Source organism: Rhizobium leguminosarum bv. viciae USDA 2370 (genome assembly GCF_002008365.1).
Lineage (GTDB): Bacteria > Pseudomonadota > Alphaproteobacteria > Rhizobiales > Rhizobiaceae > Rhizobium > Rhizobium leguminosarum.
This window is the reverse complement of sequence record NZ_MRDL01000051.1, coordinates 461,415-475,859: the sequence shown is the minus strand read 5'-3', so window position 1 is coordinate 475,859 and position 14,445 is coordinate 461,415. Positions and strand designations below refer to the sequence as shown.

14 protein-coding genes are annotated in these 14,445 nt (G+C 60.4%); 6 read left to right on the top strand and 8 right to left on the bottom strand.

Annotated elements, in window-relative coordinates:
- Nucleotides 1-169: 169 nt before the first annotated feature.
- On the top strand, nt 170-1,453 hold the full coding sequence (locus BS629_RS29090; protein WP_018242268.1) for a pilus assembly protein TadG-related protein: 1,284 nt from the start codon (nt 170-172) through the stop codon (nt 1,451-1,453).
- A gap of 171 nt (nt 1,454-1,624) precedes the next feature.
- Here the strand turns inward: BS629_RS29090 and gor are convergent, their stop codons facing one another.
- Nucleotides 1,625-3,010: a glutathione-disulfide reductase gene (gene gor / locus BS629_RS29085; protein WP_018242269.1), complete on the bottom strand. Its 1,386-nt coding sequence runs from the start codon at nt 3,008-3,010 to the stop codon at nt 1,625-1,627.
- A gap of 188 nt (nt 3,011-3,198) precedes the next feature.
- Here gor and BS629_RS29080 point away from each other — a divergent pair, with 188 nt between their 5' ends.
- A complete protein-coding gene (locus tag BS629_RS29080) occupies nt 3,199-3,411 on the top strand; it encodes a hypothetical protein (protein WP_026188416.1) in 213 nt (70 codons plus the stop codon).
- Between the two features lie 57 nt (nt 3,412-3,468).
- Here the strand turns inward: BS629_RS29080 and BS629_RS29075 are convergent, their stop codons facing one another.
- The 3 genes from BS629_RS29075 to rpiA form a co-directional block, all read right to left on the bottom strand.
- Complete coding sequence (locus BS629_RS29075; RefSeq protein WP_026188417.1) at nt 3,469-3,753, bottom strand: acylphosphatase; 285 nt, start codon at nt 3,751-3,753, stop codon at nt 3,469-3,471.
- A gap of 93 nt (nt 3,754-3,846) precedes the next feature.
- Complete coding sequence (locus BS629_RS29070; RefSeq protein ID WP_018242272.1) at nt 3,847-4,410, bottom strand: DUF2059 domain-containing protein; 564 nt, start codon at nt 4,408-4,410, stop codon at nt 3,847-3,849.
- A gap of 15 nt (nt 4,411-4,425) precedes the next feature.
- The gene (rpiA, locus tag BS629_RS29065) at nt 4,426-5,124 is read right to left on the bottom strand and encodes a ribose-5-phosphate isomerase RpiA (protein WP_018242273.1); all 699 of its coding nucleotides are present in this window, start codon (nt 5,122-5,124) and stop codon (nt 4,426-4,428) included.
- Nucleotides 5,125-5,328: 204 nt separating this feature from the next.
- On the opposite strand from rpiA, the gene BS629_RS29060 reads away from it, so the two are divergent.
- Complete coding sequence (locus BS629_RS29060) at nt 5,329-6,045, top strand: HAD family hydrolase (RefSeq protein WP_018445130.1); 717 nt, start codon at nt 5,329-5,331, stop codon at nt 6,043-6,045.
- Nucleotides 6,046-6,184: 139 nt separating this feature from the next.
- Here the strand turns inward: BS629_RS29060 and BS629_RS29055 are convergent, their stop codons facing one another.
- The gene (locus BS629_RS29055; RefSeq protein WP_018242275.1) at nt 6,185-8,098 is read right to left on the bottom strand and encodes a L,D-transpeptidase family protein; all 1,914 of its coding nucleotides are present in this window, start codon (nt 8,096-8,098) and stop codon (nt 6,185-6,187) included.
- Between the two features lie 94 nt (nt 8,099-8,192).
- Entirely contained in the window at nt 8,193-8,459 is a 267-nt protein-coding gene (locus tag BS629_RS38645) for a hypothetical protein (RefSeq protein WP_130652526.1), read from the bottom strand.
- A gap of 61 nt (nt 8,460-8,520) precedes the next feature.
- Here BS629_RS38645 and fumC point away from each other — a divergent pair, with 61 nt between their 5' ends.
- A complete protein-coding gene (fumC, locus tag BS629_RS29050) occupies nt 8,521-9,912 on the top strand; it encodes a class II fumarate hydratase (protein WP_018242277.1) in 1,392 nt (463 codons plus the stop codon).
- Between the two features lie 99 nt (nt 9,913-10,011).
- On the opposite strand, the gene BS629_RS29045 is transcribed toward fumC, so the two are convergent.
- A complete protein-coding gene (locus BS629_RS29045) occupies nt 10,012-10,845 on the bottom strand; it encodes a VCBS domain-containing protein (RefSeq protein WP_018242278.1) in 834 nt (277 codons plus the stop codon).
- 253 nt (nt 10,846-11,098) lie between these two features.
- On the opposite strand from BS629_RS29045, the gene BS629_RS29040 reads away from it, so the two are divergent.
- Nucleotides 11,099-12,706 carry a fumarate hydratase gene (locus BS629_RS29040; RefSeq protein WP_018242279.1) on the top strand — a complete coding sequence of 536 codons (1,608 nt, stop codon included), beginning with the start codon at nt 11,099-11,101 and terminating at the stop codon, nt 12,704-12,706.
- Nucleotides 12,707-12,732: 26 nt separating this feature from the next.
- Here the strand turns inward: BS629_RS29040 and BS629_RS29035 are convergent, their stop codons facing one another.
- Complete coding sequence (locus BS629_RS29035; RefSeq protein WP_018242280.1) at nt 12,733-12,939, bottom strand: hypothetical protein; 207 nt, start codon at nt 12,937-12,939, stop codon at nt 12,733-12,735.
- Nucleotides 12,940-13,286: 347 nt separating this feature from the next.
- Here BS629_RS29035 and BS629_RS29030 point away from each other — a divergent pair, with 347 nt between their 5' ends.
- Nucleotides 13,287-14,354 carry a GGDEF domain-containing protein gene (locus BS629_RS29030; RefSeq protein ID WP_018242281.1) on the top strand — a complete coding sequence of 356 codons (1,068 nt, stop codon included), beginning with the start codon at nt 13,287-13,289 and terminating at the stop codon, nt 14,352-14,354.
- Nucleotides 14,355-14,445 lie beyond the last annotated feature (91 nt).

Below are 14,445 nucleotides of genomic sequence, written 5' to 3'. Positions count from 1 at the left end.
GCGGCTTATAGACCTTTAGGTCAGGCTTGCAAAGACCAATCGCCGACAGTTGTCGCCTCACCGGCGCCGCCCGGCATTCTCTGATTAAATCCGCATATACCATGTCGATTTCCCCATATTTTAGACTTTCAATGTAGAACCGCAAAGAGTTCAACATCGGGGACATGGCATGGCGATCCTTCCGTCCGGTTTCATATCGGATCGCTCGGGCAATTTCGGCGTCATGACGGCACTGCTGGTGGTGCCGCTCTTCGGTGCGGCCGGCATGGCCGTGGATCTCGCCCATGCGCTCAGCCTGAGGACACAGCTTTACGCCGCTGCCGATGCCGCCGCCGTCGGTTCGATCGCCGAAAAATCCGGCGCAGTCGCAGCCGCGATGACCATGAGCGGCAACGGCACGATCTCACTCGGCAAGGACGACGCCCGCAGTATCTTCATGTCTCAGATGTCCGGGGAGCTGACCGACGTTCATGTCGACCTCGGCATCGATGTCACCAAGACCGCCAACAAGCTGAATTCGCTGGTTTCCTTCAGCGCGACGGTGCCCACCACCTTCATGCGCATCCTCGGCCGGGACTCGATCACGATCTCGGGCTCGGCGACGGCCGAATATCAAACCGCCGCTTTCATGGATTTCTACATCCTGCTCGACAACACGCCTTCCATGGGCGTCGGCGCAACCGCGACCGATGTTTCGAAACTGCAGGCCAAAACAGGCTGCGCTTTCGCCTGCCATCAGATGGACCAGAGCACCAACAATTACACCATCGCCAAGAGTCTCGGCGTCGCCATGCGCATCGACGTCGTGCGCCAGGCAACCCAGGCGTTGACCGATACGGCCAAGATCGAACGCGTCAGCAGCGATCAGTTTCGCATGGGCGTCTATACTTTCGGCACCAAAGCCGAAGACGCCAAGCTGACGACGATCTCCAGCCCCACCTCCGACCTGACGAAGGTGAAGAATTACACCGACGCCGTCGACCTGATGACCATTCCCTACCAAAACTACAATCAGGACCAGCTCACGAGCTTCGACAGCGCCCTGACCCAGATGAATACCATCATCGATCCGGCCGGTGACGGCACGTCGAATATCAGCCCCGAAAAGATCCTGTTCTTCGTTTCCGATGGCGTCGGCGACAGCTACAAGCCGTCGACATGCACCAAGAAGACGACCGGCGGCCGCTGTCAGGAACCGATCGACACCTCCTTCTGCAAGCCGCTGAAGGATCGCGGTGTCAAGATCGCCGTGCTCTACACCACCTACCTGCCGTTGCCCAGCAACGATTGGTACAACAAATGGATCAGCCCCTTCCAGAGCGAGATTCCGACGAAGATGCAGGCATGCGCTTCGCCCGGCCTCTATTTCGAGGTGACGCCGACCCAAGGTATCGCCGATGCGATGAAAGCGCTTTTCCTCAAGGTCATCCGGGCGCCGCGCATCACCAGCTAATGCATCGCCTCGAATATCGGAATCGCTTTCGGAAAGCACGATGCGTAAGTTCAAGTGTTAGAGCGTCCTTTGTGCGTCCGCAAGGACGCACGGCGCTCTAATCGCCCGGAAGTGTGCAGCGGTTCCGGGTCAACGACATGCATAAAACAAAAAGCTAAAGCCCGTCGCGGCTTAAAGCCGCTTGCCGTCGCGGATCCGATAGCTCGGCGCATACATGGTGACGAGCTCTTCGGCGGCCGTCGGATGCAGCGCCATCGTCCGGTCGAAATCGTCCTTGGTGCAGCCGGCCTTCAGCGTGATGCCGAGCAACTGCGCCATCTCGCCGGCATCGTGGCCGAGGATATGGGCGCCCACCACCTTGCGGCTCGCCGCATCGACGATCAGTTTCATGATCATCCGCTCGGCCCGGCCGGAAAGCGTAGCCTTCAGCGGTCGGAACTGGGCGCGGTAAACCTCGAGCTCGCCGTAACGTTTGCCCGCATCCTCTTCCGAGAGGCCGACAGTGCCGATCTCCGGCTGTGAGAAGACGGCGGTCGGGATGAGCTCGTAATCCGGCCGGGTCGGATTGTTCTTGTATTCAGTCTCGATGAAACACATCGCCTCGTGAATCGCCACCGGCGTCAGCTGTACCCGGTTGGTGACATCGCCGAGCGCATAGATGTTTTCGACATTGGTGCGGGAATATTCATCGACGATAACGGCGCCGCGCTCGTCGACCGCGACGCCGGCCGCCTCGAGGCCGAGGCCTTCGGTGTTCGGATCGCGCCCGAGCGCCAGCATGACAACGCCGGCCTGCAGCGTGCCGTTGTTCAGCGTCTCCAGAATGAGGCCGTCCTCACCCTTGGAAACCTTCTGCAGCGTGTCGTGGCAGAGGATGCGGATGCCCTTGGCGACCATTGCCTCGTGCAGCCCGCGTCTCAGATCCTCGTCGAAGCGCGACAGGATCTCGGCGCCGCGATAGATCAGCGTCGTCTCGACGCCGAGGCCATGGAAGATATTGGCGAATTCGACGGCGATATAGCCGCCGCCGGCGATGACGATCGATTTCGGCAGCTCTTCAAGATGAAAGGCCTCGTTGGAGGAGATGCAGAGTTCGTGACCGGGAAGGGCTGCATGCGGGTTCGGCCGTCCGCCGGTGGCGATCACGATCGTCTTGGCCGTCACCGTCTGTCCAGTCTTCAGCAGCCGCACCGTATGGGCATCGACGAGCTCTGCGCGCGTTTCCAGGATCTCGGCATTGGCGCCGGCAAGACCTTTCTTGTAGAGACCTTCCAGCCGGGCGATTTCGGCATCCTTGGCCGCCACCAGCTTTTTCCAGTCGAAGCTGCTTTCGCCGACCGTCCAGCCGAAGCCCGCTGCATCCTCGAAATGCTCATGGAACTGCGAGGCGTAGACGAAGAGCTTCTTCGGCACGCAGCCGCGGATCACGCAGGTGCCGCCGTAGCGGTATTCCTCGGCGATCGCCACCTTCTTGCCGAGCGAGGCGGCGACACGTGCGCCGCGCACGCCTCCGGAACCGCCACCGATGACGAAGAGGTCGTAGTCGTAGGAAGACATGAGGAGCTCCGGAAGGGAATCGCAGGAAGGATATTCCTGATATAGGGGCGATCATCACGAAAACAAAAGCCCGCTCCTGCGTCATCCCGTTCCCATCGCCGAATCTTCATTGTAAACGGCTGCGATTGACCCGGTCGCCGAAGGCTGGCAGGCAATCCATAGGATGGAAAAGAATGCCGGAGCAAAAGATGGATCAAACTCTCTTCGCCAATCTGTGCCGGGCTGGCAAATTCAAGGAAGCGCTCGGCCTCGCCATTCAGGGCCATGAGGACGAAAAATACACCCCGAGCCGCTTCTCGATCGACAAAAAGACGAGACTGCCGATCTTCTACCGCGGCAACAAGCGCGTGGAGCCGGATGAGGACGGTGTGTGGCAACTTGCAAAGAACCCGAACCCATAAGGACTGGGTTCCGGCGCATATGCGATGCCAATTGCATCTGCCGAGCGATTGTTGCTGTCATCGGGTAATGCGGAAATCCGTCGGGTTTTTCTCAATCTGGGCTGCTTCCGTCTCGACGCGCGAAACCGACGCCCCCGAAGGCCCGCGCCTGAAACGCTCGATCATCGCCGAAATGGCGATGTCGGGTCCTGCGATCACAGCGACGACGGCCCCGTCCTCTTCATTGCGAACCCAGCCCGTCAAACCGAGCCGTACGGCCTCATCGCGCGCCCAATAGCGAAAACCGACACCCTGGACCTTGCCGGATATCCGCACTCGGACAGCCTTGTCATGATCGGACATCTGCATTCACCTGAAGCCTCGCCAGCGGCATTGGCCACATCATAGCAAAAAAGCCCGGACGATGCCGGGCTTTCGCAAATTTATGGGCAAGCTTTACTGCTGTGCAGCCGGTGCGGGAGCCGGAGCGGCCGGGCTGTCGGTTGCCGGCGGCGGCGCCTTGATGACCTTGGAAAGCTCGGCGTTGCTCTGCTTTTCCAGGTCGCGGGAAATGCCCTGCGCCCAGATGTCGGCAGCCTTCGCCGTCTCGCGCGAGGCGACCGGGCCGTCACGCAGTAGCTTCTTGCCGACGTCGGAATTGTAGAAGTCGGCGATCGCCTTCAGCTCATCGACGGTGAAGGTCTTGGCATAGGTGAGTGCCGCCTCCTTCTCCAGATCACCGCGGCGCGGCGCCAACGCCAGCGCCTGCGCGTCGACCGTCGACGAAATGATGTCCTGGTAGTTCGGCGAATCCTGGATCAGGCCGGCCTTCAGGCGCTCGGCGAGACCAGGCAGGATGTTGTCGAACTGGGCAGTGGCGCCGATGGCGTCGATCGCCGCGCGAGACGCCTTCAGCTGCTCCTCGGAGACTTCCTGCGCGTTGACGGCGGAGCCGAAGGCAAGCCCGGAAAGAAGGACGGTCGCAGCGGCGAGACGGCCAAGACCTGCAATGTTCATCATGAGTATACGCTCCTGTTATCTGTTTGCCTGCAGTGTGCGCACACCCGCAGGACCGGCAATGATCGCAAGTGCCGCCATATTGATAAAGAGCCCGTGTTCGACGACGCCGGGTATGGAATTCAGCTCGCTCGAAAGCGCGTCTGCATCAGGAATGCGGCCAAAAGATGCATCGATGATGTGATGGCCGCCATCTGTGGTAAACTCTCCGTCACCCGACTGGCGCAGAGCGAGTTCACCCGAGAGGCCGAGCCGGGCCGCGACCTTTTCGATCGCGATGCGCGTTGAGACGAGCCCGAATGGATTGACCTCGATCGGCAGCGCGAAGGCGCCGAGCGTTTCGACCAGCTTGCTCTCGTCGGCAATGACGATCATTCGCTCGGAGGCGGCTGCGACGATCTTTTCGCGCAGCAGCGCACCGCCGCCGCCCTTGATCAGCCTAAGCCCCGTATCGACCTCGTCGGCGCCATCGATGGTCAGGTCGAGTGCCGGCAGTTCGTCGAGCGACTTCAGCGGCACGCCGAGTTCGACGCAGAGCCGCGCGGTTCTTTCGGAGGTCGGGACGCCTTCGACCCTGAAGCCGCCCGCGACCTGCTCTGCCAGCAGGCGAACGAATTCTTCCGCCGTGCTGCCGGTGCCGATTCCGAGACGCATCCCGCTTTCGACATGGGCGAGCGCGGCCTCGGCGGCCTTGATCTTCATTTCGCGGGCATCCATGCGCCGCCAGCTCCGATTATTGCGTTGGATGTGCTGTTTACACGGCTCGCCTGGCAAACGAAAGTCAAAATCATCACGGAAAATGAAAAGCCGAAACAGAGGCCTGCGGCCTTCCCGGCCATCGCCGGACGTTGCTTTCCGCCGCGCGATCGCCTACCTCAGGACGATCCATCGCTCCGCAAGACGACCATCGCTCAAAGAGACATGCCCTTGACCCCTGCCCCCGCTCGCCCGGCGCTCGTCGTCTTCGATCTCGACGGCACCCTTCTCGATACCCATGTGGACCTGGTCGAGAGCCTGAACCATACGATCGCGGTCCTTGACCTCGAACCGGTCAGCTACGACGACCTCACCCATCTCGTCGGCCAGGGTGCGCGCGTGATGATCGAGCGCGCCTGCCGGCTGCGCGGCCATCCGCTCGAAGGCGACGCCCTGCCGCTGCTGGTCGAGCGTTTCGTTGCCCATTATGCCGGCAACATGCCCGGCCGTACCGAGCCCTATCCTGGCCTGGTCACCGCCATGGACCGGCTCAGATCCGAAGGTTACCGCCTCGCAGTCTGCACCAACAAGATGGAAAGCCTGGCACTCGGCCTGCTCGACAAGCTCAACCTCGTCCGATATTTCGATGCCATCACTGGCGGCGACACCTTCCCCGTGCGCAAGCCCGACGCCCGCCACCTCACCGGCACTATCGAACGCGCCGGCGGCGACATCGCCCGCACGGTAATGATTGGCGACAGCATCAACGACATCGCCGTTGCCAAGAATGCCGGCGTGCCCTCGATTGCCGTGCCGTTCGGCTATTCCGACGTACCGGTTTCGAGCCTCGATCCGGATGTTATCATTACCCATTTCGATGAGCTGACGCCGCAGCTGGTAGAAAGGCTGCTACAGGAATATGCGGAGAAGGTTGCCGTCTGAGGCCGGAGCCGTCCCCCGCTTTCTGCTGGGGTGCCACACGGTACGCCCTCTCCACCTTGTTCCCATTCCGCGCTCGCTGCCAAAACAAAAAACGGGCGGTCCAAAGACCGCCCGCCAGCATCACTATCAAATCCGATTATCAGATCTGCGCCCCACGCGCCTTCGTCGTCGCATCGAAGGCCTTGTCGACATAGGCGTCGCGGCCGTAGACGTCGTCAAAATATTCCACCACGCCGTCCTTGTTCGGCCAGGCAGTGAAGTAGGAGACGTAGACCGGGATCTTCTGCGGCACGCGTACGGCATGGTTCTGCCCACTGGCGATCTGCTTGGCGACATCGTCAACCGTCGTGCCAAGCACGGCAGCCGCCATCGCACGCGGATCGGCAAGGCGCACGCAACCGTGGCTCAGCGCCCGCATGTCGCGCTTGAAGAAGCTCTTCGACGGCGTGTCGTGCATGTAGATCGCGTGGCTGTTCGGGAACAGGATCTTCAGTTCGCCGAGCGCATTGTCGCTGCTCGGCGGCTGGCGCACCGAGACGTTGTCCGTCGAGCCATACCAATCGACGCTCGATGAGGCGACGGCATGGCCGTTCACCTCGACTTCATAGCCGAGCTGGTCGAGATAGTTCGGATCCGAGCGCAGCTTCGGCAGCATCTCGTTGATGATGATCGACTGCGGCACGCCCCAGAAAGGGTTGAACTCCACCGTCTCGATCTCGTCATCGAAGAAATAGGTCTGGTTGTTCTTGCCGCCGACCACCACGCGCATCGACAGCTGTTCCTTGCCGTCATTGTGGTAGTAGACCATGTAAGCGGGCTGGTTGATCATAACGTAGCGTGAACCGAGATCCTCCGGCAGCCAGCGCGCCTGTTCCATGGCGACGACGAGCTTGTCGATCTTCGAAGCATTGGTGTCGCCGCCGGTCATGGCGCGCACCGTCGCCTGGCCGATGACGCCATCGGCCTTCAGCCCGCGCTCCTTCTGGAAGTCCTCGACCAGCGAAACGATGTCAGGCGAATAGTCGCTGCTGCCGGCATAGGCGGCAATCGTTGCCGCATGATCGGTCCTCAGCGTTTCGGAACCGTGCTTGCCGATTGCCTTGACGATATTGGCGATCTCGGGCGAGCTCTCGCCAGGTCTCAGCAGCTTGTCGAGCGAAACGACGATTCGCTCTTCGTTCCCACCGTCGGCGGCACGAAGCTTTGCAAGCTCTGCCTTCAGCGCCAGGAATTGCGGGCTATCGGGCGAGCGGCTGGCGATATAGGCGCCGACGTCGGGGCTCATGCGAGCAAGCTTCAGCACCGGGGCCAGATTGACCACCTTGCGCTGGAAATCGTGATAGCCGGAGATCTTGTTCGGATCGATGCGGCCCCGCACCGTGTCCTGCACGAAAGCCAGCACTTTGGCAGAGAGTTCGAGTTCGAACTGCGTCAGCGCACGGTCGCGGAAGGCGGGATCGGGATTGGCCGGGTCGATATCAGGCGTCTGGACGACGTAATCCGCCGGGTCGAGGCCGACGAAGCCCGCATCGGCAAGCACCAACATCGCCGACTTGGCACGGTCGTTGATCTGGTTGCCATCGACCCAGACGAGCGGATTGCGGCTGTCGCCGTAATAGGCTTCGAGCGCCTTTGCAACGTCAACATTTGCGCGCACCTTGGCCTGCGCCAGGAAGCGGCGCTGCACGGCGGGTTCGGCGCTGGCATCGCCGCTGCCCGAAACATCGGCGACTGCGCCGGTGACGACGGGATCGGCAAACTTGCCGGTATCGACGAATTGCAGCGTCTCGGTTTTGTAGGTGTAATAACGCGGACCGCTCACCTTCGGCAGCGGCGCTTCAGGGTCGAGCCCGCCGAGCGATCCGCCAATGCCGCCGCGCTGGCCCACACGGCCGGGCGGCATCTGGTCCATGAAGATGGTGCTCTGGGACCGCTGCCTGTCGCCGCGCAGCATATCCATCAGTGTATAGGCATGCGCGGGTGCGGCACTCATCACTGCCACGCCGCAGGAAATTGCCAATGCGGATGCCGCGCTTTTCAAAACGAACGTCATATATCTTCCAGTCCCGGTGTCATGCTGTTCTTGTCACGAGCGCAAGGCCCAAGCTCAAATCCCGCGAAACTCAAGCAGCGTAGGGCCTCATTGATCAGAAACCGGCCTGCGCCGCCAGCGCCGGCGGACTCAATTTTATGTGACGGAGATCCTGCATGGCGCCGCCCAGCAGTTCACACAAAATTATGAAATTATTAGTTAATTTTTTACCGAATTTTCTCCGGCAGACCAGTGGGGTGAAAACGCCCGGATGCATAAAATTTCCAAAGTGGCCTAAAAGGCACGCCGAAAAGCCTGCGCAAACATGACTTCCGATTTCAATATTTCGCACGGCGTCCAGTTTTCTTGTCGGGCTTTCCAACCTATAAGACCTCATCTTTCGAAAATGCCCGAAAACAGCATGTAAAGGGAAGGCAAGGCTGATGACCGCAACCCGCACCGAAACCGATACTTTTGGCCCGATCGACGTCGCCGCCGACCGATATTGGGGCGCCCAGGCCGAGCGTTCGCTCGGCAATTTCAAGATCGGCTGGGAAAAGCAACCGCTATCGATCGTGCGCGCGCTCGGCATCGTCAAGCAGGCGGCCGCCCGCGCCAACATGTCGCTCGACCAGCTCGATCCTGGCCTCGGCAAAGCCATCGTCGACGCCGCCCAGGAGGTGATCGAGGGCAAGCTGAACGACCACTTTCCGCTGGTGGTCTGGCAGACCGGTTCGGGCACGCAGTCCAATATGAATGCCAACGAGGTGATCTCCAATCGTGCAATAGAAATGCTCGGCGGCGTCATGGGTTCCAAGAAGCCGGTGCATCCGAACGATCACGTCAATATGAGCCAGTCGTCGAACGACACCTATCCGACGGCCATGCACATCGCCTGCGCAGAGCAAATCGCCCATCACCTGCTCCCGGCCCTCAAGCACCTGCATGCCGCCCTTGACATGAAGGTCACCGAATTCAGCCACATCATCAAGATCGGCCGCACCCACACCCAGGATGCGACGCCGCTGACGCTCGGCCAGGAATTTTCGGGTTATGCCGCCCAGGTCGGCTCCGCCATCAAGCGCATCGAAATCACCCTGCCCGGCCTTTGCGAGCTCGCCCAGGGCGGTACTGCCGTCGGCACCGGCCTCAATGCGCCGGTGGGCTTTGCCGAAAAGGTCGCCGAAGAGATCGCTGCCATAACAGGCATGCCCTTCGTTACCGCGCCGAACAAGTTCGAGGCGCTCGCCTCGCATGACAGCATGGTCTTTTCCCATGGCGCCATCAATGCCGCCGCCGCCGCCCTCTTCAAGATCGCCAACGACATCCGCCTGCTCGGCTCCGGCCCGCGCGCCGGCTTGGGCGAGCTGGCGCTGCCGGAAAACGAGCCCGGCTCCTCGATCATGCCCGGCAAGGTCAATCCGACCCAGTGCGAGGCGCTGACGCAGGTCTGCATCCATATCTTCGGCAACAACGCGGCTCTGACCTTCGCCGACAGCCAGGGCCATTTCGAACTCAACGTCTACAATCCGATGATGGCCTATAATTTCCTGCAGTCGGTGCAGTTGCTCGCCGACGCCGCCGTCTCCTTCACCGACAATTGCGTCGTCGGCATCGAGGCGCGCGAGGACAATATCAAGGCCGGCCTCGAACGCTCGCTGATGCTGGTAACGGCACTTGCCCCGAAGATCGGCTACGACGCAGCCGCCAAGATTGCCAAAACAGCGCATAAGAACGGCACGACGCTAAAGGAAGAGGCCCTCGCCAGCGGCTTGGTGACATCGGAAGAGTACGACGAGATCGTGCGCCCGGAAACGATGATCGGGCCGAAGTAGGAAGGTCGCATAGGCCACAGCCCCTCACCCGCCTGCCGACACCTTCTCCCCGCTCGCGGGGAGAAGGGGATATGCCGCAACGCCTCGACTCCCTCCAGCCTATAGCAAGGCAAACAGCGAAAAATTGTCCATCACGACAGAATTGCCCATGAAGTCGAAACGGATTTCTTCGATGTCTTCGAGATTGACCTCGAGAGTGGGGCCGGTGACCTCGAGCTCCTGCTGATAGACGATCTGACCGTCGTTCAGCGCAGTCAGCGTCAGGTGAAAGGGCGATGCCGACAATTCGGCGATCGAAACGCTCTGAAAGGTGAACTCCCCGCCATCGAGCATTTTCAGGCTTACGGGCGCAGAACCCGGCGATAGAACGGTATCGCTGAAACCGTCCTCGGTAATGGCGTCGACACCCGGGATGGTATCATAGACATACCCGTTCAGAAGCGTCAGGTCGTGGCTGCCATTCACCGAAAGTGCAAAGTTGCGATAGTCAGGCAGAGAGAAATTATCGGCCCTCGACAAGACGCCCATATCGTCGAAATCCAGGACCTCGTGGTATTTATCGCCTTCGTTGACGCCGTCGATCGCGAGCGTCAACACGCCGAGGTCCGTGCCCCCGGAGCCATCGGACATCTTGAAGCTCAGCTTCTCGATGAGCTGATCGTATTTCGTTAAATTTTTCACGACGTCGAGTGTGTAGTCCAACTCGTACTCGAAGTGACCGTCAGGTTTCAGTCTGAAGGTTCCGTATTCGCCCCTTATGATCGTTTCGTGGTCAGGCCCATGTTTGGCGTCGATGCGCACGCCATTGACGAAGCGAACATACATGTCCGCTCCCTCGGGATCGCTGGAGAGGCGCAGCAGATTCCCGCGGATCCAATTGTCTTCGAAAAAAACGAGAAGGTCGTCGACAGCAGTTGGCTTTGCATTTGTCATTCGAAGCCCCGGCAGGTTAACGCTGCCGGGAATATGAACTGGCCTCGAACAGAAGGCAACCTGAAGTCGTCTGTTTCGCGAAAAATGTCGATTTTGCCTGTTCTTTCACTCGCTTACCGCGAGTGGCCTGCCGACTGCAAAACGCGGCACGACATGCCCCACTCCAGAGTCCGCCGCATCCTGATTGCTTTTGCCCCGCGGCGGATTTAGACCGGTTCCAATCTAGCGACGCCCTACCAGAAAGGTCACTTCGATGGCTGACGATCTCTTCCCGCTCGGCAAGGATGCCACCCCCTACCGCAAGATCAGTGGCGACCATGTCTCGGTCGATACGTTCAAGGGCCAGGAGATCCTGACCGTCGAGCCGGAAGGCATCCGCTTGCTGGCCGAAACCGCCTTCGCCGACATCAACCACCTGCTGCGCCCTGGCCATCTCAGGCAGCTCGCCTCGATCCTCGACGACCCCGAGGCCACGGACAATGACCGTTTCGTTGCCTACGATCTTCTGAAGAACGCCAATATCGCCGCCGGCGGCGTGCTGCCCATGTGCCAGGATACCGGCACGGCGATTATCATGGGCAAGAAGGGCCGCAGGGTCTGGACCGAGGGCGAGGATACGGCGGCGCTCGCCCGCGGCGTCATGGATGCCTACGAGAAGAAGAACCTGCGTTACTCGCAGCTCGCGCCGGTCAAAATGTTCGAGGAGAAGAATACCAGGAACAACCTGCCGGCCCAGATCGACATCTACGAGGAAGGCACCGACGCTTACGAATTCCTCTTCGTCGCCAAGGGCGGCGGCTCCGCCAACAAGACCTTTCTCTACCAGGGCACGCCCTCGCTCTTGACCCATGACCGGATGATCGACTTCCTCAAGGAGAAGATCCTGACGTTAGGGACGGCAGCCTGTCCTCCCTACCATCTGGCGATAGTCATCGGCGGCACCTCGGCCGAGATGAACCTGAAAACCGTCAAGCTCGCCTCCACCCGCTATCTCGACGAGCTGCCGACCGAAGGGTCCGAGAGCGGCCACGCTTTTCGCGACATCGAGATGGAGAAGGAAATCCACAAACTGACCCAGCAGATGGGCGTCGGCGCTCAGTTCGGCGGCAAGTATTTCTGTCATGACGTGCGTGTCATCCGCCTGCCCCGCCACGGCGCCTCGCTGCCGATCGGCCTCGGCGTCTCCTGTTCCGCCGACCGTCAGGCCAAGGGCCGCATCACCCGCGACGGCATCTTCCTCGAACAGCTCGAAACCGATCCGTCGAAATACATGCCCGAGATCGACGAGGCGAAACTGTCGGAATCGACGGTGCGCATTGATCTCAACCGGCCAATGGCCGAGGTGCTCGCCGAACTCTCCCGGCATCCCGTCAAGACCCGCCTGTCCTTGACCGGCACCATCATCGTTGCCCGCGACCTCGCCCATGCCAAGATCCGCGAACGGCTGGAAAAGGGCGAAGGCATGCCCGATTACCTGAAAAACCACCCGGTCTATTACGCCGGCCCCGCCAAGACGCCTGTCGGCTACGCCTCCGGCTCCTTCGGCCCGACGACGGCCGGGCGCATGGACAGTTACGTCGACCAATTCCAGTCCTTCGGCGGCTCGATGGTGATGCTTGCCAAGGGCAACCGCTCACGCGCCGTGCGCGAGGCCTGCAAGAAGCACGGCGGCTTCTATCTCGGCTCGATCGGCGGCCCCGCCGCCCGTCTTGCCCAGGACTGTATCCGCAAGGTTGAAGTATTCGAATATCCCGAACTCGGCATGGAAGCGGTTTGGAAGATCGAAGTCGAAGACTTCCCCGCCTTCATCGTCATCGACGACAAGGGGAATGATTTTTTCCAGGAACTAAATTTGGGGTGAGTGGGCGGGCTGCGTTGCCGCCAGCTCTACCGCGGCGACGCCTTATCCGAGGCGCTTGTGTTCTGCGCTGTGACCGCCTCGCCCACGCTCACCACATCCCCGGCATCGACCCTTGCCAGGATCTCCGTGCGGAAAGCGCCGGCGAAGAAGCCGGTGTGCTCCAGCAGCAAGACGCCGGCGGCGACGACGGTGAAGGTCAGGATGGCGAAAGAAATATGACGGGAGGTTTCCATGATCTCACGCCCTGATTTGCGGGCTACGATCGGGTCCGTTGCAGAAAATACGATCCCAAAGATGTCGAGACTGCAATACGAAACGGCCAAAACCAACTGTCGACAAGATGAATACGGTCTCCGGCAGAGAAGAACTGTAAGTTTTTCAGACACTGTACCCGCTCAGCGAGTATGCACTGCGTCAGTAAAGATACGTTTTTCCATTGAGAATCATAGGCCTGATCGAAGTATTAGCTCATGGGCCATTTGTCGTATGTAATCTTTGGTATATATCGCTTTAATCTTTTCCCAAGAAATTTAAGCTAACAAATAGAATATTGCCTTTGAATATATGAGGAGTTCGCCGGATGAATACGGCTGTCGCGCCCAAGGTGCCGGTTCCCGACGTTGCGGGTCAGATCACCTATGCCATGCGCTCCATGGGCGTCGCGCCGATACCGCGCAATTACCAACTCTTCTACGAGGCCTATATCGGCTCCAATCCAGCCCTCACCCGCGAGCTGGCGGCCCTCGGCGGCCAGGTGACCCAGGCCGAACTCGATGCGCTCGGCGCACAGCACTTCACCCACAGCCCGGCCCGTGTCTTCGACGATGCCCATACGCGCATTGCCGGCGAACTCGATGGCCTGCTGCGCATTCTCAGGCAGGAGCAGAGCTCGCTGGAAAGCTACACCAGACTGCTCGGCGAGACCCACAAGCGCATCACCTCCAAGAGCAACGCCAGCGTCGAACTGATCGAAAACGCCATCGATCTCCTGAGCCAGGCGACCGGCGACACCATGGCGCATGGCGAACGCACGGTCGAGGACGTTGTCCAGCGCTCGCAGGAGATGGATCAGGTCCGCAAGGAACTCGACGAATACAAGCGCATCGCCAACACCGACTCGCTGACGCGCCTTTCCAACCGCCGCGCCTTCGACGACCGCCTCGCCGCCATTTTCGACAATTCGAGCATGCGGCCGGTGACGGCACTGCTGCTCTGCGACATCGACAATTTCAAGAAGATCAACGACACCTACGGCCATCCGGTCGGCGACAAGGTGCTCGCCACCGTCGCCTCCGTCATCCGCAGCAATGTCCGCCGTGACATCTTCGTTGCCCGCACCGGCGGCGAGGAATTCGCCCTTATCATCGATGGCAACACGCCCGAGGAAGTGACCGCGATCGCCGAGCGCATTCGTCGCACGCTGGAGACGACGCCCTTCAAGAACTCCCGTACGCGGGTGAATTACGGTCCGGTCACCGTCTCGATCGGCATCTGCATGGCATCCAGCGCCGGGGATGCCGGCGAACTCTATAGCAAAACCGACATCGCCCTTTACGGCGCCAAAAATGCCGGCCGCAACTGCACCATCCTCTATCAAGACGGCATGCAGAAGGATTTCACCAAGAGCTGGCTGATCTACAAGACCTGACGGCAGTCCCGCGCCGCACGCACGCTGTCACTGGCAGGTGACGGTTTAGTGTTGTCGACAAACCTCGTTGTTACTCGGCATCATCCTCGGC

What these genes read in the sequence shown, in the direction of transcription:
- BS629_RS29030 (WP_018242281.1), top strand. Translation starts at nt 13,287, where the DNA reads ATGAATACGGCTGTCGCGCCCAAGGTGCCGGTTCCCGACGTTGCGGGT.
- BS629_RS29090 (WP_018242268.1), top strand. Translation starts at nt 170, where the DNA reads ATGGCGATCCTTCCGTCCGGTTTCATATCGGATCGCTCGGGCAATTTC.
- BS629_RS29035 (WP_018242280.1), bottom strand. Translation starts at nt 12,939, where the DNA reads ATGGAAACCTCCCGTCATATTTCTTTCGCCATCCTGACCTTCACCGTC.
- BS629_RS29055 (WP_018242275.1), bottom strand. Translation starts at nt 8,098, where the DNA reads ATGACGTTCGTTTTGAAAAGCGCGGCATCCGCATTGGCAATTTCCTGC.
- BS629_RS29045 (WP_018242278.1), bottom strand. Translation starts at nt 10,845, where the DNA reads ATGACAAATGCAAAGCCAACTGCTGTCGACGACCTTCTCGTTTTTTTC.
- BS629_RS29075 (WP_026188417.1), bottom strand. Translation starts at nt 3,753, where the DNA reads ATGTCCGATCATGACAAGGCTGTCCGAGTGCGGATATCCGGCAAGGTC.
- rpiA (WP_018242273.1), bottom strand. Translation starts at nt 5,124, where the DNA reads ATGGATGCCCGCGAAATGAAGATCAAGGCCGCCGAGGCCGCGCTCGCC.
- BS629_RS29040 (WP_018242279.1), top strand. Translation starts at nt 11,099, where the DNA reads ATGGCTGACGATCTCTTCCCGCTCGGCAAGGATGCCACCCCCTACCGC.
- gor (WP_018242269.1), bottom strand. Translation starts at nt 3,010, where the DNA reads ATGTCTTCCTACGACTACGACCTCTTCGTCATCGGTGGCGGTTCCGGA.
- fumC (WP_018242277.1), top strand. Translation starts at nt 8,521, where the DNA reads ATGACCGCAACCCGCACCGAAACCGATACTTTTGGCCCGATCGACGTC.
- BS629_RS29080 (WP_026188416.1), top strand. Translation starts at nt 3,199, where the DNA reads ATGGATCAAACTCTCTTCGCCAATCTGTGCCGGGCTGGCAAATTCAAG.
- BS629_RS29060 (WP_018445130.1), top strand. Translation starts at nt 5,329, where the DNA reads ATGCCCTTGACCCCTGCCCCCGCTCGCCCGGCGCTCGTCGTCTTCGAT.
- BS629_RS29070 (WP_018242272.1), bottom strand. Translation starts at nt 4,410, where the DNA reads ATGATGAACATTGCAGGTCTTGGCCGTCTCGCCGCTGCGACCGTCCTT.